A 20,657-nucleotide genomic window follows, 5' to 3' on the forward strand; every position below is an offset into this window, starting at 1 on the left:
GCCGTGGACGAGTCCTTTGCCGATCTGACCCTGGGCGCCCTGCCCGAACCCCGGCTCGGCCAGGACCTCGCCCTGCGCCTCGAAGGCCTGGACGCCCTGCGTGAGCACAGCGTCCGCCTCATCGCTCAAGCCAGCCGCCGGCTGTATATCCAGACCCCTGACCTGGAAGCGCCCCTCTACGACAACCTGGACGTCGAGGCGGCAATCAAGCGCCTGCTGCTGGGCCATCCGCGGCACCAGGTGCGCATCCTGATCAACGACAGCGCCAGTGCCGTGCGCCAGGGGCATCGACTCATCGCCCTGGCGCAGCGCCTGACCAGCAATCTGCTGATCCGGCGGCCACCGGCCGATCAGCAACCGGAAGGCAGCTGCCTGATCGTCGACGACCAGGCCCTGCTGCGCCGCACGGGCAGCGCCCCACCGGCTTCGTCCGCTATGGCGATCGCGCCGCCGTCAAGATTCAGCAGCAGGTCTTCGATCGCCTCTGGGCGATCAGCCAGCCGGATCAGGAATTACGGAGGATGGTGCTGTGAAAGGTCTGCTGGCGCTCCTGCTGCTGTTGACGGCCACCGCCTGGGCCACCCCTCGTACCGAAGTCATTCCCCTGCAGTACCGCACCGCCGACGACCTGCTGCCCACCCTGCAAGCCGTCATCGGCAGTGAAGGCAAGGTCAACGTCTACGGCAATCAGCTGATCGTCAACGCCGAGCCGGCCAAGCTGGCGGAGATCAAGAATCTGCTGGCCCAGCTGGATACCCAGCCACGGCGCCTGCTCATCACCCTGGCCACCCGCGCCGGCAGTTCGGGTGCCAGTCAGGGTTATTCGGTAAACGGCAATGTGCATTCGCCCCAGGTACGCATCATCGAGGACAGCACCGACCAGCAAGAGGATGGCGCCCAGCGCGTCCAGGTCACCGAGGGCTACCCCGCCTTCATCCGCTTCGGTGCAGACGTGCCGGTGACCACCTACCAGACCTCGCCCTATGGCCAGAGCTACGCCCAGACCGATTACCGCCGCCTCGAACGGGGCTTTCAGGTCACCGCCCGCCTGAGCGGCAACCTGGTACATCTGGACATCAACAGCGTCGATGATCGCGCCGCGGCCATGCGTCCGGGCACGGTACAGACCCAGAGCGCCGCCACCCGTATCAGCGGCCCCCTGGGCCAGTGGCTGGACCTCGGCGGCTTCCGCCAGCAGGTCGAGGGCGACCAGAGCGGCCTTACCCGCCACTACTCGACCGAGGGCCGTGACGACCGTCAGTTGAGCATTCGCGCCGATCTCGTCGACTAGCAAATCGGCGAACGGTAGAACTCCTACAGCTGCCAGCAATCTAGGACACAAGGATCCAGCGAATTAATTGAGAATAATTCTTATATTCATTCTCAGATAAACTTGAAGTTCTGTTTAGTTTGATTCAAAGCAGTCCAATAGAATCTTTTTGGACCAATAAATTTACAGAATGAATCGATAGAGCATAAAATCCGTCTGTCTTGCGACACCGTGTCGCACTGATAGCGCCTGATACCCAATAATTAAGGATTCAAAGCATGTCTGAGTCGATCAGCCTACTCACCCACAACTGGAGCTTCGCGGTATTTCTCCTGGGCGTGGTTGGTCTGATCGGCTTCATGCTCGGAGTCTCGAGCCTGCTCGGCAGCAAAGCCGTGGGCCGCAGCAAGAACGATCCCTTCGAGTCCGGCATCGTCCCCACCGGGGGTGCCCGTCTCCGTCTCTCTGCCAAGTTCTACCTGGTCGCGATGCTCTTCGTGATCTTCGACGTCGAAGCCCTCTTTCTCTTCGCCTGGTCGGTGTCCATCCGTGAATCGGGATGGGCCGGCTTCGTGGAAGCCTCCATTTTCATAGCAATTCTGTTGGCGGGTCTTGTCTACCTGTGGCGAATCGGAGCGCTCGATTGGGCGCCTGCGAGCCGTCGCGAGCGGCAGGCGAAGTCGAAACAATGAGGCTTTGGCAATGCAATACAATCTCACCCGGATCGATCCCGATGCGGCAGTAGACCGCTATCCGGCCGGCCAACGGGAAACCGTTGCCGACCCTATGGAAAGTCAAGTCAACCGCAGCATCTTCATGGGCAAACTTGAGGATGTCCTGCGGGGCGCGGTCAATTGGGGGCGCAAGAATTCTCTCTGGCCCTACAACTTCGGCCTGTCCTGCTGCTACGTGGAAATGACCACCGCCTTCACGGCGCCCCACGACATCGCCCGCTTCGGCGCCGAAGTCATCCGGGCCTCGCCGCGTCAGGCCGACTTCATGGTCATCGCCGGCACTCCCTTCATGAAGATGGCCCCGGTCATCCAGCGCCTGTACGAGCAGATGCTGGAACCCAAGTGGGTGATTTCCATGGGCGCCTGCGCCAACTCCGGCGGTATGTACGACATCTACTCGGTCGTTCAGGGCGTGGACAAGTTCCTGCCCGTCGACGTCTATGTGCCCGGCTGCCCGCCTCGCCCCGAAGCCTTCCTCCAGGGCCTGATGCTCCTGCAGGACTCCATCGGTGAAGAGCGCCGCCCCCTTTCCTGGGTGGTGGGCGACCAGGGTATCTATCGCGCCGAGATGCCTTCGCAGCGCGAGCAGAACCGCGAGCGCCGCATCCAGGTCACCAACCTGCGCAGCCCAGACGAAGTGTAAGTCCCCTCCGGGACCTGCACGCTGACGACGATCGATTAGCGACGGAACATCATGACCGCAGACACCGCTCTGTCCGCCTCTGCGCTCGCCCCTGCCGGCGATGCGTCGGTGGTTGGCGAACTCCAGGGCCAATTCGGCGCCGACGCCCTGACCCTGCAAGACACCCGTACCGGCATGCCGGTGATCTGGGTGGCGCGCGAAAAAATCATCGAGGTACTGCGCTTCCTGCGCAACCTGCCCCGCCCCTACGTCATGCTCTATGACCTGCATGGTGTGGACGAGCGCCTGCGGACCCATCGCCGCGGCCTCCCCAATGCGGACTTCACGGTGTTCTACCACCTGCTGTCCATCGACCGTAACAGCGATGTGATGCTCAAGGTGGCCCTGTCCGCCAACGACCTGCGCCTGCCCACCGCCACCGGCATCTACCCCAATGCCAACTGGTACGAGCGGGAAGTGCTGGACATGTACGGCATCCATTTCGATGGCCACCCGCTGCCCAAGCGCATGCTGATGGCCGACAACTGGCAGGGTCACCCGCTGCGCAAGGACTATCCGGCGCGGGCCACCGAATTCGATCCCTATGCGCTGAACGCCGCCAAGCAGGACCTCGAACAGGAGACCCTGAGATTCAAGCCCGAAGAGTGGGGCATGAAGGAACATGCGGAGAATTCCGACTACATGTTCCTCAACCTGGGTCCGAACCACCCTTCCGCCCACGGTGCCTTCCGCATCATCCTGCAGCTGGACGGCGAAGAGATCGTCGACTGCGTGCCGGAGATCGGCTACCACCATCGGGGCGCCGAGAAGATGGCCGAGCGCCAGTCCTGGCACAGCTACATCCCCTACACCGACCGGATCGATTATCTGGGTGGGGTGATGAACAACCTGCCCTACGTCCTTTCGGTGGAAAAACTCGCCGGCATCAAGGTGCCGGCGCGGGTCGAATTCATCCGCGTGATGATGGCCGAGTTCTTCCGCATCAACAGCCACCTGCTGTACCTGGGCACCTATATCCAGGACGTCGGTGCCATGACCCCGGTGTTCTTTACCTTCACCGACCGTCAGCGTGCCTACAAGGTGATCGAGGCCATCACCGGCTTCCGCATGCACCCGGCCTGGTTCCGTATCGGTGGCGTCGCCCACGACCTGCCGCGTGGCTGGGACAAGCTGGTCCGCGAATTCCTCGACTGGATGCCCAAGCGCCTGGACGAGTACGAAAAGGCCGCGATGAAGAACAGCATCCTCATCGGCCGGACCAAGAACGTCGCCGTCTACAACACCAAGGAAGCCCTGGAGTGGGGTGTCACCGGCCCCAACCTGCGCGCGACCGGTCTCGATTTCGACCTGCGCAAGGCCCGCCCCTACTCCGGCTACGAGAACTTCGAATTCGAAGTGCCCATCGCCCACAACGGCGACTGCTACGACCGCGGCATGCTGCGCGTCGAGGAGATGCGCCAGAGCCTGCGCATCATCGAGCAGTGCTTGCAGCACATGCCGGAAGGCCCGTACAAGGCGGATCACCCGCTGACCACGCCGCCGCCCAAGGAGCGCACCCTGCAGCACATCGAGACCCTGATCACCCACTTCCTGCAAGTGTCCTGGGGTCCGGTGATGCCGGCTGGCGAAGCCTTCCAGATGATCGAGGCGACCAAGGGCGCCAACAGCTACTACCTGACGAGCGATGGCAGCACCATGAGCTACCGCACCCGCATCCGGACGCCGAGCTTCCCGCACCTGCAGCAGATCCCGGCCGTCATCCGCGGCAGCATGGTGTCCGACCTGATTGCCTATCTGGGCAGTATCGACTTCGTCATGGCCGACGTGGACCGCTGAGCATGAGCACCGAAACCCTGATCCAAACCGACCGTTTCGTCCTGAGCGAAACCGAGCGCTCGGCCATCGAGCACGAGATGCATCACTACGAGGACCCGCGCGCGGCGTCCATCGAAGCCCTCAAGATCGTCCAGAAGGAACGTGGCTGGGTGCCGGATGGCGCCATCTATGCCATCGGCGAAGTGCTGGGCATTCCCGCCAGCGACGTCGAGGGCGTGGCGACCTTCTATAGCCAGATCTTCCGCGTGCCGGTCGGCCGCCACATCATCCGCGTGTGCGACAGCATGACCTGCTACATCGGCGGCCACGAATCCGTGGTCGGCGAGATCCAGCGGCAGCTGGGCATCGGCCTGGGCCAGACCACCACCGACAGCCGCTTCACGCTGCTGCCGGTCTGCTGCCTGGGCAATTGCGATAAGGCCCCGGCGCTGATGATCGACGACGACACCCATGGCGATGTCCAACCTGCGGGCGTGGCCAAACTGCTGGAGGGATACGCATGAGACTGACCTCCTTCGGGCCTGCCAATAGCATCGCCCGTACCCCCGAGACCCATCCCCTGACCTGGCGCCTGCGTGAAGACGGCGCTCCGGTATGGCTGGAGGAATACCAGGCGAAGGACGGCTACGCCGCGGCGCGCAAGGCGCTGACCGCGCTGGCACCCGACGCCATCGTCCAGGAAGTCAAGGACTCCGGCCTCAAGGGCCGTGGCGGTGCGGGTTTCCCCACCGGCGTGAAGTGGGGCCTGATGCCCAAGGACGAATCCCTCGATATCCGCTACCTGCTGTGCAACGCGGACGAGATGGAGCCCAACACCTGGAAGGACCGCCTGCTCATGGAGCAGCTGCCGCACCTGCTGGTGGAAGGCATGCTGATCAGCGCCCGGGCGCTCAAGGCCTACCGTGGCTACATCTTCCTGCGCGGCGAATACGTCGACGCCGCCGCCAACCTGCGGCGCGCCGTGGAAGAAGCCAAGGCCGCCGGCCTGCTGGGCAAGAACATCCTCGGCAGCGGCTTCGATTTCGAGCTGTTCGTCCACACCGGCGCCGGTCGCTACATCTGTGGCGAGGAGACCGCGCTGATCAACTCCCTGGAAGGCCGTCGTGCCAACCCGCGCTCCAAGCCGCCCTTCCCCGCCGCCGTCGGCGTCTGGGGCAAGCCCACCTGCGTCAACAACGTCGAGACCCTGTGCAACGTGCCGGGCATCGTCGCGGGTGGCGTGGACTGGTACAAGAGCCTGGCCCGCGAAGGCAGCGAAGACATGGGCACCAAGCTCATGGGCTTCTCCGGCAAGGTGAAGAATCCCGGCGTCTGGGAACTGCCCTTCGGCATCACCGCCCAGGAGCTGTTCGAAGACTATGCCGGCGGCATGCGCGACGGCTTCACGCTGAAATGCTGGCAGCCCGGTGGCGCCGGTACCGGCTTCCTGCTACCCGAGCACCTCTCGGCGCAGATGTACGCCGGCGGCATCGGCAAGGTCGGCACCCGCATGGGCACCGGCCTGGCCCTGGCCGTGGACGACAGCGTCAACATGGTCTCGCTGCTGCGCAACATGGAAGAGTTCTTCGCCCGGGAATCCTGCGGCTGGTGCACCCCCTGCCGCGACGGCCTGCCCTGGAGCGTCAAGCTCCTGCGCAGCCTGGAGAAGGGTGAAGGCCAGCAGGGCGATCTCGATACCCTGCTGCAGCTGGTCAACTTCCTCGGCCCGGGCAAGACCTTCTGTGCCCATGCACCGGGCGCTGTCGAGCCCCTGGGTAGTGCCATCAAGTATTTCCGCGAAGAGTTCGAGGCCGGTGTGCGCAAGGCGCCCAGCGAACCTCGTCCGACTGCTTCCGCGACCGTGACCTGAGGTTTGGCCCCCTCGGGGGCCGAACCTATCGCTTTCTGGCCGGGCCTGACCTGGCCGGCGCTGCCACTGGCGACCGCCAGGGCGGCGCGAACGTTTTCCCATTAGCCAGACCCGCCTTGCGCGGGTGAGAAGAAAACCCTATGGCCACTATCCATGTAGACGGCAAGACGTACGAGGTCGACGGGGCGGACAACCTCCTCGAAGCCTGCCTGTCCCTGGGGCTCGACATCCCCTATTTCTGCTGGCACCCGGCGCTGGGCAGCGTCGGTGCCTGCCGCCAGTGCGCGGTCAAGCAGTTCGCCGACGAGAATGACACCCGCGGGCGCCTGGTCATGTCCTGCATGACCCCGTCCAGCGACAAGACCTACATCTCCATCGAAGACGCCGAAGCCAAGGAATTCCGCAGCTCGGTCATCGAATGGCTGATGACCAACCATCCCCACGACTGTCCGGTCTGCGAAGAAGGCGGCCACTGCCACCTGCAGGACATGACGGTGATGACCGGCCACAACAAGCGCCGTTATCGCTTCACCAAGCGTACCCACCAGAATCAGGACCTTGGCCCGTTCGTCGCTCACGAGATGAACCGCTGCATCGCCTGCTATCGCTGCGTGCGCTACTACAAGGACTATGCCGGCGGTACCGACCTGGGCGTCTATGGCGCCCATGACAACGTCTATTTCGGCCGCGTCGAGGATGGGGCCCTGGAGAGCGAATTCTCCGGCAACCTGACCGAGGTCTGCCCCACCGGGGTGTTCACCGACAAGACCCACTCCGAACGCTACAACCGCAAGTGGGACATGCAGTTCGCCCCGAGCATCTGCCATGGCTGCTCCTCGGGCTGCAACATCAGCCCCGGCGAGCGCTATGGCGAACTGCGCCGCATCGAAAACCGCTTCAACGGCTCGGTCAACCAGTACTTCCTCTGCGACCGTGGCCGCTTCGGCTATGGCTATGTCAATCGCAAGGATCGCCCGCGCCAGGCCCTGCTGAAGGACGGCAGCCTGGAGACCGGCATCGACGCCGCCCTGGATCGCGCCGCCCTGCTGCTGCGCGGCAAGAAGGTGATCGGCATCGGTTCGCCGCGTGCCAGCCTGGAAAGCAACCACGCCCTGCGTGAGCTGGTCGGCGCCGAGAACTTCTCCAGCGGCATGAGCGCCCGTGACCTGGCCAACGTCCGCCTGGTCCTGCAGGTGCTCAAGGACAGCCCCCTGCCCGTGCCGACCCTGCGCGCCATGGAGAAGCACGATGCCGTCTTCGTCCTCGGCGAGGATCTGACCCAAACCGCGGCCCGCCTGGCGCTGTCCCTGCGGCAGTCGGTCAAGGGCAAGCCCGAGGCCATGGCCGCGGCGCAGAAGATCCAGCCCTGGCTGAACGCCGCCGTGCAGAACATCGGCCAGAGCGAGCGCAATCCGCTGTTCATCGCCAGCGTCGCCGCCACCCGCCTGGACGACGTCGCCGACGCCCGCCTGCATGGTTCGCCGCTGGAACTGGCCCGCTTCGGCCATGCCGTGGCCCATGCCATCGACGCCAGCGCCCCGGCCGTCGACGGCCTGAGCGACGAAGTCGCCGAGCAGGCGCGCCTGCTGGCCGAAACCCTGCTGGCGGCCGAACGCCCGCTGGTGGTGTCCGGTACCTCCCTGGGTGAGCCGGCGCTGATCGAGGCCGCCGCCAACCTGGCCAAGGCCCTGGCCGCCAAGGGCAAGGCCGGCTCTCTGAGCCTGGTGGTGCCTGAAGCCAACAGCCTGGGCCTGGCGCTGTACGGCGGCGAGTCCGTCGAAGACGCCTTCGCCGCCCTGGAAAATGGCCAGGCCGACGCCCTGGTGGTGCTGGAGAACGACCTCTATCGTCGCGCCCCTGCCCAGCAGGTGGATCAGGCCCTGGCCCGCGCCCAGGTGCTGGTGGTGCTGGATCACCAGCGTACCGCCACCGCCCAGCGCGCCGACCTGGTGCTGCCGGCGGCCAGCTTCGCCGAAGGCGACGGTACCCTGGTCAGCCAGGAAGGTCGCGCCCAGCGCTTCTTCCAGGTCTATGAGCCGAACTACTACGATCCCTCCAGCCTGGTCCGCGAGGGCTGGCGCTGGCTGCACGCCTTGCGCAACACCCTGGACAACCGTCCGGTGGACTGGACCCAGCTGGACCACGTCACCGACGCCGTGGCCTCTTCCACGCCGCAGCTGGACGGCATCCGCGATGCCGCGCCCAACGCCAGCTTCCGGGTGAAGGGTCTCAAGCTCGCCCGCGAACCGCATCGCTACAGCGGCCGCACCTCCATGCGCGCCAACCTCAGCGTGCACGAGCCGCGTGCGCCCCAGGATGCCGACACTGCCTTCGCCTTCTCCATGGAAGGCTATGCCGGCAGCGTCGAACCGCGTCAGCAGATTCCCTTCGCCTGGTCCCCGGGCTGGAACTCGCCCCAGGCCTGGAACAAGTTCCAGGACGAGGTCGGTGGTCACCTGCGCGCCGGCGATCCGGGCGTACGCCTGATCGAGCCCCAGGGCGATCGCCTGGACTGGTTCGCCGTCCCGACCGCCGTCGTGCGCGATACCGGGTCCGGCTTCCAGGCCGTGCCGCTGTACCACCTGTTCGGCAGCGAAGAGACCTCTTCCCGCGCCGAGCCGGTACGCGAGCGCATCCCGGCCGCCTATGTGGCGCTGGCCAAGGCCGATGCCGACCGCCTGGGCGTCAATGAAGGCGCCCTGCTGCGCCTGCAGGTTGCCGGACAGGAACTGCGCCTGCCGCTGCAGATCAAGCCCGAGCTGTCGGCGGGCCTGGTCGGCCTGCCCGCCGGCTTCGAAGGGATTCCGGTGGACTTTGCCGGCCTCAGCGTGGAAGGACTGCAGGAGGCCGCGGCATGACCTGGCTCACCCCCACCCTCATCGCCGTGGTGATCGGCATCCTCAAGGCCATCGTCATCCTCCTGGCGGTGGTCATCTGCGGGGCGCTGCTGAGCTTCGTCGAACGGCGTCTGCTGGGTCTCTGGCAGGACCGTCACGGTCCCAACCGGGTCGGTCCCTTCGGCGCCTTCCAGCTTGGCGCCGACATGCTGAAGATGTTCTTCAAGGAGGACTGGACGCCGCCGTTCGCCGACAAGATGATCTTCAGCCTGGCGCCGGTGATCGCCATGGGCTCGCTGCTGGTGGCCTTCTCGGTCATCCCGATCACCCCCACCTGGGGCGTGGCGGACCTGAACGTCGGCCTGCTGTTCTTCTTCGCCATGGCCGGCGTCAACGTCTATGCCGTGCTCTTCGCCGGCTGGGCGAGCAACAACAAGTTCTCGCTGCTGGGCGCCATGCGCGCCTCGGCCCAGACCCTCTCCTACGAGGTGTTCATGGGTCTGTCGGTGATGGGCATCGTCGCGGTGACCGGTTCCTTCAACATGAGGGATATCGTCGAGGCGCAGCACCAGGGCTGGTGGTTCATCATTCCCCAGTTCTTCGGCTTCTGCACCTTCTTCATCGCCGGCATCGCCGTCACCCACCGTCACCCGTTCGATCAGCCGGAAGCCGAGCAGGAGCTCGCCGACGGTTACCACATCGAATACGCGGGCATGAAGTGGGGCATGTTCTTCGTCGGCGAGTACATCGGCATCGTGCTGATCTCGGCGCTGCTGGTGACCCTGTTCTTCGGCGGCTGGCACGGTCCCTTCCTGGACACCCTGCCCTGGCTGTCGTTTTTCTGGTTCGCCCTGAAGACCGCCTTCTTCATCATGATCTTCATCCTGCTGCGCGCGTCCATTCCGCGTCCGCGCTACGACCAGGTAATGGCCTTCAGCTGGAAGTTCTGCCTGCCCCTGACCCTGATCAACCTGCTGGTGACCGGCGCGGTGGTGCTCTATAGCGCCTCGCCGGCCATCGGCCAGTGAGGTATTCGTCATGATCAAGGAAATCTTGCACGTCCTGCATGGCACCTACACCCAGTTGCGTAGCATCGTGATGGTCTTCGGCCACGCCTTCCGCAAGCGCGACACCCTGCAATATCCCGAGGAGCCGGTGTACCTGCCGCCGCGTTATCGCGGCCGCATCGTGCTCACCCGTGACCCCGACGGTCAGGAGCGCTGCGTGGCGTGCAACCTGTGCGCCGTGGCCTGCCCGGTCGGCTGCATCTCGCTGCAGAAGACCGAAGCCGAAGACGGTCGCTGGTACCCGGAGTTCTTCCGCATCAACTTCTCGCGCTGCATCTTCTGCGGCATGTGCGAGGAGGCCTGCCCCACCACCGCCATCCAGCTGACCCCGGATTTCGAGATGTCCGAATTCAAGCGCCAGGAGCTGGTGTACGAGAAGCAGGACCTGCTGATCTCGGGTCCGGGCAAGTATCCGGAATACAACTTCTACCGCGTGGCCGGCATGGCCATCGCGGGCAAGCCCAAGGGTGCCGCGCAGAGCGAGGCAGAGCCGATCAACGTGAAGAGTCTGCTGCCCTAAGGAGCTGTCGTGGAATTCGCCTTCTATTTCTCCGCCGGGGTGGCCGTCCTGGCCACCTTCCGGGTGATCACCAACACCAATCCGGTGCATGCGCTGCTGTACCTGATCATCTCGCTGCTGGCCGTGTCCATGGTGTTCTTCGCCCTGGGCGCGCCCTTCGCCGGCGCCCTGGAGATCATCGTCTACGCCGGCGCCATCATGGTGCTGTTCGTCTTCGTGGTGATGATGCTCAACCTCGGGCCGGTCGTCGCCGAGCAGGAACGCAAGTGGCTGACCCCCAAGATCTGGATAGCTCCGTCGATCCTCGCCGGTGCGCTGCTGGTGGAACTGCTGGTGGTGCTCGCGCGCACCCCGGGCGGCGCTGCCATCGGTCATACCTCGGTGGAAGCCAAGGCCGTGGGCATCAGCCTGTTCGGACCCTATCTGCTGGCGGTCGAACTGGCCTCCATGCTGCTGCTGGGTGCCCTGGTCGCGGCCTATCACCTGGGTCGCAGCGACGTCAAAGACGGGATCGGCGAGTGAGTCGCCAAGGACTGGAGAACAGCCAATGAACGCCATACCTCTGGAACACGGCCTGGCCCTCGCCGGCGCCCTGTTCGCCCTTGGCCTGGTGGGCCTGATGGTCCGCCGCAACATCCTCTTCGTGCTCATGAGTCTGGAAATCATGATGAACGCCTCCGCCCTGGCCTTCGTGGTCGCGGGTAGCCGTTGGGGCGCCCCCGACGGCCAGGTGATGTTCATCCTGGTGCTGAGCCTGGCCGCCGCCGAGGCCAGTATCGGCCTGGCGATCCTGCTGCAGCTCTATCGCCGCTTCCACACCCTCGACGTCGATGCCGCCAGCGAGATGCACGGATGAACCTGCTACCCCTCACCTTCGCCTTTCCCCTGGTCGGCTATTTCCTGCTGGCCTTCTCCCGCGGTCGGCTGTCGGAGAATCTCTCCGCGCTGATCGGCGTGGGTTCGGTGGGCCTGGCGGCGCTGGTCGCCGCCTGGGTCGGCTGGAACTTCCACGTCGCACCGCCCGCCGACGGTCACCTGACCCTCGTCCTCTGGCAGTGGATGAACGTGGAGGGCTTCGCGCCCAACATGGCTCTCTACCTGGATGGCCTGTCGCTGACCATGCTCGGCGTGGTCACCGGCGTCGGCTTCCTGATCCACCTGTTCGCGTCCTGGTACATGCGCGGTGAAGAGGGCTATTCGCGCTTCTTCGCCTACACCAACCTGTTCATCTTCAGCATGTTGCTGCTGGTTCTCGGCGACAACCTGCTGCTGCTGTACTTCGGTTGGGAAGGCGTGGGCCTGTGCAGCTACCTGCTGATCGGCTTCTACTACAGCGAGCGCGCCAACGGCAACGCGGCGCTGAAGGCGTTCATCGTCACCCGCGTCGGCGACGTCTTCATGGCCTTCGGTCTGTTCATCCTGTTCATGACCCTGGGCACCCTGGACATCCAGGAGCTGCTGCAGAAGGCGCCGGACGTCTTCGCCAGTGGTGATCCGCTGATCGTGCTGGCCACCCTGGCGCTGCTCGGCGGCGCGGTCGGCAAGTCGGCCCAGCTGCCGCTGCAGACCTGGCTGGCGGACGCCATGGCCGGCCCCACCCCGGTCTCCGCACTTATCCACGCGGCGACCATGGTGACCGCGGGCGTCTACCTGATAGCCCGGACCCACGGCCTGTTCCTGCTGGCGCCGGAAATCCTCCACCTGGTCGGCATCATCGGTGCCGTGACCCTGGTGCTGGCCGGTTTCGCCGCCCTGGTGCAGACCGACATCAAGCGCATCCTGGCCTATTCGACCATGAGCCAGATCGGCTATATGTTCCTGGCCCTGGGTGTCGGCGCCTGGCAGCCGGCGATCTTCCACCTGATGATCCATGCCTTCTTCAAGGCGCTGCTGTTCCTCGCCTCGGGTTCGGTGATCCTGGCCTGCCACCACGAGCAGAACATCTTCAAGATGGGCGGCCTGTGGAAGAAGATCCCCCTGGCCTACGCCAGCTTCGTGGTGGGTGGTTCGGCCCTGGCGGCGCTGCCGCTGGTGACCGCCGGCTTCTACTCCAAGGACGAGATCCTCTGGGAAGCCATGGCCAGCGGTCATACCTACCTGCTCTACGCAGGCCTGGCCGGTGCCTTCCTGACCTCGATCTACACCTTCCGCCTGATCTTCATCACCTTCCATGGCGAGGCGCACACCGAGGCCCATGCCGGCCACGGCATCGCCCACAACCTGCCGCTGGCGGTACTGCTGGTGCTCTCGACCTTTGTCGGCGCGATGATCGTGCCGCCGCTGGCCGGGGTGCTGCCGGAATCCATCGGCCACGCCGGTGGCGAAGCCAAGCACTCCCTGGAGATCACCTCCGGGGCCATCGCCATCGCCGGTATCCTGCTGGCCGCCCTGCTCTTCCTTGGCAAGCGTTCCTTCGTGAACGGCCTGGCCAAGAGTGCGCCGGGTCGCTTCTTCGGGACCTGGTGGTATCACGCCTGGGGCTTCGACTGGCTGTACGACCTGATCTTCGTCAAGCCGTACCTGCTGCTGACCCGCCTGCTGCGTCGCGATCCCTTCGACCAGGCCATCGGCCTGATCCCGATGCTGGCGCGCGGCGGCAACCTGGCACTGAGCATCACCGAGAACGGCCGTCTGCGCTGGTACGCGGCTTCCATCGTGGGAGGCGCCGTGCTGTTGCTCGGCGCGCTGCTGCTGGCCTGACCCCCTGACTAAGGATAAGTACACGTCATGCTTCTGCCCTGGCTAATCCTGATCCCCTTCATCGGCGGCCTGCTCTGTTTCCTCACGGAAAAGACCGGCCCGCTGGTGCCCCGCTGGATCGCCCTGTTCACCATGCTGCTGGAGCTGGTGCTCGGCCTCTGGCTGTGGGCCCACGGCGACTACAGCCTGGCTCCGGCCCCTGGCGCCGAAACCGCCTGGACCGCGGAATTCCAGATGAACTGGATTCCGCGCTTCGGCATCAGCCTGCACTTCGGTCTCGATGGCCTGTCGCTGCTGATGATTCTGCTCACCGGCCTGCTCGGTGTGCTGGCGGTGACCTGCTCCTGGCGCGAAGTACAGCGCCACGTCGGCTTCTTCCACCTCAACCTGCTGTGGATCATCGGTGGCGTGGTGGGGGTGTTCCTGGCCCTGGACCTGTTCCTGTTCTTCTTCTTCTGGGAAATGATGCTGGTGCCGATGTACTTCCTGATCGCGCTGTGGGGCCATAGCTCCGCGGACGGCAAGAAGAGCCGCATCACCGCTGCCACCAAGTTCTTCATCTTCACCCAGGCCAGCGGCCTGATCATGCTGGTGGCGATCGTTGCCCTGGTGCTGGTGAACTACGGTGCCACCGGCGTCCTGACCTTCGACTACGAAGACCTGCTGCAACTGCAGCTGGATCCCAAGCTGGAATACCTGCTGATGCTGGGCTTCTTCATCGCCTTCGCGGTGAAGCTGCCGGTGGTGCCGCTGCACTCCTGGCTGCCCGATGCCCACGCCCAGGCGCCGACCGCCGGTTCCGTCGACCTCGCCGGCATCCTGCTCAAGACCGCCGCCTACGGCCTGCTGCGCTTCGCCATCCCGCTGTTCCCCAACGCCTCGGCGGAATTCGCGCCGATCGCCATGTGGCTGGGCATCATCGGCATCTTCTACGGCGCCATCCTGTCGTTCGCCCAGACCGACATCAAGCGCCTGGTGGCCTACTCCAGCGTCTCGCACATGGGCTTCGTGCTGATCGGCATCTACTCCGGCAGCCCCCAGGCGCTGCAGGGCGTGGTGGTGCAGATGATCGCCCACGGCCTCTCCGCCGCCGGTCTGTTCATCCTCTGCGGCCAGCTCTATGAGCGCATGCACACCCGTGACATGCGCCAGATGGGCGGGCTCTGGGCGCGGCTGCCCTACCTGCCGGCCCTGAGTCTGTTCTTCGCCTCGGCCTCGCTGGGTCTGCCGGGTACCGGCAACTTCGTCGGCGAATTCCTGATCCTGCTGGGCGCCTTCCCGGTGGTGCCGATGATCACCGTCATCGCCACCTTCGGCCTGGTGTTGGCCTCGGTCTATTCGCTGATCATGATCCACCGCGCCTACTTCGGTCCGGCCAAGGCCGAAGGCGCCCTGCCGGGTCTGAACGCACGGGAGCTGTCGATGCTGCTGCTGCTTGGCGTGCTGCTGGTGCTGCTCGGCGTCTATCCGCAGCCGGTGCTGGATACCTCGGCCGCGAGCATGGCCGGTGTCCAGCAGTGGCTCGGCGAAGCCTTCTCCTCTCTCGTTTCCGCCCGGTAAGAGCGCCATGACCTTTACCTACGAACACTTCATCGCCCTCCTGCCGATCATCATCACCGGCTTCACCGCCGTGGTGGTGATGCTGGGCATCGCCTGGCGGCGGGATCACACCATCATCCCGACCCTGGGCGTGATCGGTCTCAACCTGGCCCTGCTGTCCTGCATCCCGGCCCTCGGCGTCGGTGCCATCGATGTCACCCCGATGTTGCGCATCGACGGTTTCACCTGCTTCTACATGGCGCTGATCCTGATCGCCACCCTGGCCTGCATGACCCTGTCGCATGCCTATATGGAAGGCTATCCGGGCAACCGTGAAGAGCTGTACCTGCTGCTGCTGATCTCTGCCACCGGTGGTCTGGTGCTGGTGGCGGCGCAGAACGTCGCCGGCCTGTTCATCGGCCTGGAACTGCTGTCGGTACCGGTCTACGGCCTGGTGGCCTACAGCTACTTCAATCGCCGTTCCCTGGAAGCCGGCATGAAGTACCTGGTGCTGTCCGCCGCCGGCTCGGCCATCCTGCTGTTCGGCATGGCCCTGCTCTACGCCCAGTCCGGCAGTCTGAACTTCGCCGACATCGGCATGCAGATGGACGCCCCGGCGAGCACTGGCCTGCTGATGGAAATCGGCCTCGGCATGCTGATCGTCGGCCTTGGCTTCAAGCTGTCGCTGGTGCCCTTCCACCTCTGGACCCCGGACGTCTACGAAGGCTCCCCGGCTCCGGTCGGTGCCTTCCTGGCCACCGCCAGCAAGGTTGCCGTCTTCGCCGTGCTGGTGCGGGTGTTCCAGACCATGCCCATGGCCACCGAGGACGGCTGGCTGCACGATGCCATCGCCTTCATCGCCATCGCCTCCATGCTGGTGGGCAACCTGCTGGCGCTGATGCAGAGCAACCTCAAGCGTCTGCTGGGTTATTCCTCCATCTCCCACTTCGGCTATCTGCTGGTGGCAGTGGCCTCGGGCGAAGGCCTGTCGATGGAAGCCGTGGCGGTCTACCTGGTGACCTACGTCTTCACCAGCCTGGGCGCTTTCGGCGTGATCACCCTGATGTCCAGCCCGAGCAACGGTCAGCGTGACGCCGATGCCCTGTTCGAGTACCGCGGCCTGTTCTGGCGCCGTCCGTACCTGACCGCGGCGCTGACGGTGATGATGCTGTCCCTGGCCGGCATTCCGCTCACCGCCGGTTTCATCGGCAAGTTCTACGTCATCACCGTGGGCGTGGAAGCGGGCATGTGGTGGCAGACCGCGGCCATCGTGCTGGGCAGCGCCATCGGCCTGTTCTACTACCTGCGCGTGATGGTCACCCTGTACCTGACCGAGCAGGGCCTGCAGCGCCACGATGCGCCAATGAACTGGGGTCAGCGCGCCGGTGGCGTGATGCTGATCGCCATTTCCATCGCGACCTTCATCCTTGGCGTCTATCCGCAGCCGCTGCTGCAACTGGCGCAGCTGACGGTGTTCTGATCCAGAGCGTCGCCCACGATCCCCGCCTCGGCGGGGATCGTCGTTTCTGGGGTCACGGCTTGTTTGAAAAGTCGCCGAGCGAAGGTCAGGCAAGGCAAAAATCCGTGAGGAAGCGCAGTTTACGAGTGGTAAATGAGCATTCCGAACGGATTTTTAACGCTGCATGACCGAGCGCAGGCACTTTTCAGACAAAGCCGCCGCCCTTGGCAGGGTCGCGCCCCGACCGCTACCCTCGACGCCCCACCCTGCTTCCCTGTCCCTTCCTGGAGACCCTTTTCTCCCATGCCTGCGTTGAAACCTCTCACCCTCGCCATCGGCCTGCTGCTCGGCAGCCAGGCCTTCGCCGCCCCGGTTTTCGACGTCACCGAACTGGGTGACCCGGCCACCGCCTGCAGTGACCTCGACATCTTCGTCAATGAAAAATGGGTCGCGGCCAATCCGATCCCGCCGGACAAGTCACGCTGGGGTTCCTTCATGGCCCTGGGGGAAAAATCGCTCAACGACCAGCACGCCATCCTGCAGCGCGCCGCCCGCACCGCGGATCGCGCGGCAGCGGGCTCGGTGGAGCAGAAGATCGGCTGGCTGTATCGCTCGGGCATGGACGAGGCCGCCATCGAGCGCGCCGGCTATCGGCCGATCCAGGCGCAACTGGCGACCATCGACGGGTTGCGCACCACGGCTGATGTCGTGAAGTACCTCCAACAGAGCTTCGCCCGTGGCGACATGCAGGTGTTCTCCTTCGGCTCCGGCGCCGACTATCAGAACGCCAAGCAGCAGATCGCCTACGCCTACCAGGGCGGCCTGGGCCTGCCCACGCCCGACTATTACACCGAAGCCGACTACGCCAAGCTGCGCCAGGCCTATCTCGGCCACATCGCCCGGCTGCTGGTGCTGACCGGAGTGCCCAAGGCCAAGGCGGCCGCCCAGGCCGAACTGGTGCTGGCCTTCGAAAGTCGCCTGGCGCGGGCTTCCGTCAAGCCGGTGGAGCTGCGCAATCCGGAGAACCAGTATCACTACCTGAGCTTCGCCGAAGCCAACAAGGTCACGCCGCATTTCGACTGGCAGGCCTTCTTCGCCAGCCAGGGCGTCACCGGCCAGCAGGGCTTTTCGCTGTCCCAGCCGGGCTTCTTCGCCGAATTCGACCGGATGCTGGCCGAGACTCCCGTCGAGCAGTGGCAGGCCTATCTGCGTGCCCATGTGATCGACGACGCTGCGCCGCTGCTGTCCAGGCCTTTCCAGCAGGAAAGCTTCGAATTCAACCAGAAGACCCTGAGTGGCCAGCAGCAGCAGAGCGAACGCTGGAAACGGGTGCTGCGCGCGGTCAACGGCGCCATGGGCGAAGGTCTCGGCCAGCTCTATGTGCAGGAGCATTTCTCGCCCCAGGCCAAGGCGCGGGCCCAGGAGCTGGTGGACAACGTGATGCTGGCGCTCAAGGCGCGCATCGAGCAGCTCGACTGGATGAGTCCGGAGACCAAGCAGAAGGCGCTGGCCAAGTGGGACAGCTTCCTGCCCAAGATCGGCTATCCCGAGCGCTGGCGCGACTGGAGCGGCCTGACGCTCAAGCCGCAGGGCTTCTATGCCAACCTGGAAGCCGCCTCGCGCTTCAACTATCGCCATGACCTGGACAAGATCGGCAAGCCCACCGACCGCCAGGAATGGGGCATGTACCCGCAGACGGTCAATGCCTACTACAGCCCCACCGACAACACCATCAACTTCCCCGCCGCCATCCTGCAGCCGCCGTTCTTCTATCCGGACGGCGACGATGCCATCAACTACGGCGGTATCGGCGCAGTGATCGGTCACGAGGCCAGCCATGGTTTCGACGACCAGGGCAGCAAGTTCGACGGCGCCGGCAACCAGGTGGACTGGTGGACCCCGGCCGATCGCAAGGCCTTCGAAGCCCGCACCGGCAAACTGGTGGAGCAGTTCGACAACTACCAGCCGCTGCCGGATCATCCGGAGCTGCACGTCAACGGCAAGCTCACCCTGGGCGAGAACATCGGCGATCTCGGCGGCATCAATGCGGCCTACGACGCCCTGCAACTGGCCCTGGCGAAAAAGCCGGAGGAAGCCAACCGGAAGATCGATGGCTATACCCAGCAGCAGCGCTTCTTCCTCAACTGGGCGCGGGTCTGGCGCGGTTCGATCCGTGAAGAGCAGGCGCGCCTGTTCCTCAACACCGACCCCCATGCGCCCATGAGATTCCGCGCGCTTGGCGCGCCGTCCAACATGCCGTCCTTCGCCAAGGCGTTCAGCTGCAAGGCGGGTGATGCCATGGTCCGGCCGGACGAGAAACGCGTGGAAATCTGGTGAGGGATCAGGGGCGTCCGGTGGTCGGGTATCGCTTTTGCATCGCCGGTCTCCTCTCCTCTCTGGCGCCCCCTACATGCCTCTAGAACTCGCCTTCGCCGAAGCCACTGCGACCGGTCCGCGCAAGGAAAACCAGGACGCCTTGCGCAGTGTCCAGCCCAGCGCGGCGCTGGCGGCGACCAAGGGGCATCTGTTCGCCCTCGCCGATGGCGTCAGCGGCTGTCCCGACGGTGGCCTGGCCGCCCGCGCCACCCTCCAGGCCCTGGCCCAGGATTACTATTCCACGCCGGAGACCTGGCCGGTGGCCCAGGCCCTGGAGCGGTTGCTGCTGGCGCAGAATCGCTGGCTGCAGGCTGCGGGCAATGGCCAGCCACTGCTGACCACCCTCACCGCCCTGGTGATCCGCGGGCGGCGCTATACCCTGGCCCACGTCGGCGACTGCCGCGCCTACCGCTGGCACGGCGACCGGCTGAGCTGCCTCACCGTCGACCACGTCTGGCAGCAGGCCGGCATGCAGCATGTGCTGACCCGCGCCCTGGGCCTGGAGAACCACCTGGTGGTGGACTTTCGCGAAGGCGAGCTGGAAGCCGGCGAAACCCTGCTCCTGGTGAGCGACGGCGTCTGGGCCGCGCTGGGTGAAGACAGCATGAGGCGCATCCTGGTCGATGGCGTCGCGGAGCTGGAGGCCACTGCCCAGGCCCTGGTGGCCGGCGCCCTGCATGCCGGTGGCCAGGACAACGCCAGCGCCCTGCTGGTACGGGTCGACCGCCTCCCTGACGTGTCCCTGGCCGATACCCTGGCCAGCGCCGATACCTGGCCGCCGTTGCCGGCGCTCAAGCCCGGCCAGCACTTCGAAGGCTGGACGGTGGTGGAGCGTCTGGCCGAGTCGCGGCAATCGCTGCTCTACCGGGTCAAGGACGAGGGCGGCCGTCCCTGGCTGCTCAAGACCCTGCCCGCGGCGCTGCAATTCGACACCCTGGCCGGTCATGCCCTGCTCATGGAGGAGTGGTTCCTGCGCCGGGTCGCCGGGCGCGCCTTCGTCGAGGTCCATCCGTTGCCGCGGCGGGCGCATCTCTACTTCGTGCAACGGGAATATGCCGGTCGTACCCTGGCGCAGCAGCTACGCAGCGAAGGCCCCCTGGCCCTGGCCGACTGGCTGGACGTCGCCTCCCGCCTGCTGCGGGCCCTCGGCCAGCTGCACAGGCGCAACATCCTTCACCGCGACATCAAGCCGGACAACCTGCATCGCGGCCAGGATGGCGAATTGCGTCTGCTGGACTTCGGCCTGGCCTATTGTCCGCAGCTGTCCGAGGATCTGCATGACAGCCCGGGCACTCCCAGCTACCGGGCGCCGGAGTCCCTCGAGGGCGCCGAGCCCAGTCCGGCCCAGGATCTCTATGCGACCGGGGTGACCCTCTATCAGCTGCTCACCGGTGGCTATCCCTACGGCGAGGTCGAGCCCTTCCAGCGGCCACGTTTCGGCGCGCCGGCCAGTGCCCTGCGCCGGCGTCCGGATGTACCGGCCTGGCTCGACGACTGGCTGCAGCGCGCCGTGGCGGTCGACCCCGCCGATCGCTTCGAAACCGCCGAGGAAGCCCTGCTGCTGCTGGAGCAGGGCGAGCGTCAACCCCTGGCCCGCCCGCTGCCGCTGCTGCAGCGCGATCCCCTGCGCACCTGGCAGATCGTGGCCGCCTGTTCGCTACTGCTGAATCTGCTGCTGGTGCTGCTCTGGCTCTATCGGCACTGAAGACCTCGCGGCGTCATGCCCTCCTTTGCAGCACGCTGCGCCCAAAAGGGGCAGCCCGCTGCCCCCTTTCCAGCGGTAAACCGCCGGAAAGAACGGATCTGCGCCTTGGCACGAAGCCTGCA

The 20,657-nt window shown here is 65.3% G+C and carries 17 protein-coding genes; all 17 read left to right on the plus strand.

All coding sequences use genetic code 11. The features are described from left to right. Positions 1-3: 3 nt before the first annotated feature. Positions 4-663, plus strand: coding sequence for a hypothetical protein (locus tag BGI51_RS23670; protein WP_252977152.1), 660 nt, complete (start codon positions 4-6; stop codon positions 661-663). After that, the gene (locus tag BGI51_RS21150) at positions 551-1,291 is read left to right on the plus strand and encodes a secretin N-terminal domain-containing protein (protein WP_252977316.1); all 741 of its coding nucleotides are present in this window, start codon (positions 551-553) and stop codon (positions 1,289-1,291) included. The genes BGI51_RS23670 and BGI51_RS21150 overlap by 113 nt, the downstream gene beginning before the upstream one ends. A 257-nt stretch (positions 1,292-1,548) precedes the next feature. After that, a complete protein-coding gene (locus BGI51_RS21155) occupies positions 1,549-1,962 on the plus strand; it encodes an NADH-quinone oxidoreductase subunit A (RefSeq protein WP_187979633.1) in 414 nt (137 codons plus the stop codon). Between the two features lie 10 nt (positions 1,963-1,972). Continuing rightward, positions 1,973-2,647, plus strand: coding sequence for a NuoB/complex I 20 kDa subunit family protein (locus BGI51_RS21160; RefSeq protein ID WP_059315327.1), 675 nt, complete (start codon positions 1,973-1,975; stop codon positions 2,645-2,647). A gap of 51 nt (positions 2,648-2,698) precedes the next feature. Beyond that, on the plus strand, positions 2,699-4,483 hold the full coding sequence (nuoC, locus tag BGI51_RS21165) for an NADH-quinone oxidoreductase subunit C/D (RefSeq protein WP_187979634.1): 1,785 nt from the start codon (positions 2,699-2,701) through the stop codon (positions 4,481-4,483). A 2-nt stretch (positions 4,484-4,485) separates the two neighbouring features. Then, positions 4,486-4,986, plus strand: coding sequence for an NADH-quinone oxidoreductase subunit NuoE (nuoE, locus tag BGI51_RS21170; protein ID WP_187979635.1), 501 nt, complete (start codon positions 4,486-4,488; stop codon positions 4,984-4,986). Continuing rightward, positions 4,983-6,332: an NADH-quinone oxidoreductase subunit NuoF gene (gene nuoF, locus BGI51_RS21175; protein WP_133861051.1), complete on the plus strand. Its 1,350-nt coding sequence runs from the start codon at positions 4,983-4,985 to the stop codon at positions 6,330-6,332. Before nuoE ends, nuoF begins: the two co-directional genes overlap by 4 nt. A 140-nt stretch (positions 6,333-6,472) precedes the next feature. Then, positions 6,473-9,190 carry an NADH-quinone oxidoreductase subunit NuoG gene (gene nuoG / locus BGI51_RS21180; RefSeq protein WP_187979636.1) on the plus strand — a complete coding sequence of 906 codons (2,718 nt, stop codon included), beginning with the start codon at positions 6,473-6,475 and terminating at the stop codon, positions 9,188-9,190. Next, entirely contained in the window at positions 9,187-10,197 is a 1,011-nt protein-coding gene (gene nuoH / locus BGI51_RS21185) for an NADH-quinone oxidoreductase subunit NuoH (RefSeq protein ID WP_187979637.1), read from the plus strand. Before nuoG ends, nuoH begins: the two co-directional genes overlap by 4 nt. A gap of 10 nt (positions 10,198-10,207) precedes the next feature. After that, positions 10,208-10,756: an NADH-quinone oxidoreductase subunit NuoI gene (nuoI, locus tag BGI51_RS21190; RefSeq protein WP_017642306.1), complete on the plus strand. Its 549-nt coding sequence runs from the start codon at positions 10,208-10,210 to the stop codon at positions 10,754-10,756. 9 nt (positions 10,757-10,765) lie between these two features. Further along, the gene (gene nuoJ, locus BGI51_RS21195; protein ID WP_133861054.1) at positions 10,766-11,278 is read left to right on the plus strand and encodes an NADH-quinone oxidoreductase subunit J; all 513 of its coding nucleotides are present in this window, start codon (positions 10,766-10,768) and stop codon (positions 11,276-11,278) included. Positions 11,279-11,303: 25 nt separating this feature from the next. Further along, complete coding sequence (gene nuoK, locus BGI51_RS21200; protein WP_183629570.1) at positions 11,304-11,612, plus strand: NADH-quinone oxidoreductase subunit NuoK; 309 nt, start codon at positions 11,304-11,306, stop codon at positions 11,610-11,612. Beyond that, positions 11,609-13,456, plus strand: coding sequence for an NADH-quinone oxidoreductase subunit L (gene nuoL, locus BGI51_RS21205; protein WP_158894180.1), 1,848 nt, complete (start codon positions 11,609-11,611; stop codon positions 13,454-13,456). Before nuoK ends, nuoL begins: the two co-directional genes overlap by 4 nt. 27 nt (positions 13,457-13,483) lie before the next feature. Beyond that, positions 13,484-15,016 (plus strand): NADH-quinone oxidoreductase subunit M, encoded by a 1,533-nt coding sequence (nuoM, locus tag BGI51_RS21210; RefSeq protein ID WP_187979638.1) that lies wholly within the window; start codon positions 13,484-13,486, stop codon positions 15,014-15,016. A 7-nt stretch (positions 15,017-15,023) separates the two neighbouring features. Then, positions 15,024-16,475 (plus strand): NADH-quinone oxidoreductase subunit NuoN, encoded by a 1,452-nt coding sequence (gene nuoN, locus BGI51_RS21215; protein ID WP_187979639.1) that lies wholly within the window; start codon positions 15,024-15,026, stop codon positions 16,473-16,475. Positions 16,476-16,757: 282 nt separating this feature from the next. Further along, positions 16,758-18,791 carry a M13 family metallopeptidase gene (locus BGI51_RS21220; RefSeq protein WP_187979640.1) on the plus strand — a complete coding sequence of 678 codons (2,034 nt, stop codon included), beginning with the start codon at positions 16,758-16,760 and terminating at the stop codon, positions 18,789-18,791. A 73-nt stretch (positions 18,792-18,864) separates the two neighbouring features. Next, entirely contained in the window at positions 18,865-20,535 is a 1,671-nt protein-coding gene (locus BGI51_RS21225) for a bifunctional protein-serine/threonine kinase/phosphatase (protein WP_187979641.1), read from the plus strand. Positions 20,536-20,657 lie beyond the last annotated feature (122 nt).

The organism is Pseudomonas oryzihabitans (assembly GCF_014522265.1).
In the GTDB taxonomy this organism is placed as follows: Bacteria; Pseudomonadota; Gammaproteobacteria; order Pseudomonadales; family Pseudomonadaceae; genus Chryseomonas; species Chryseomonas aestiva.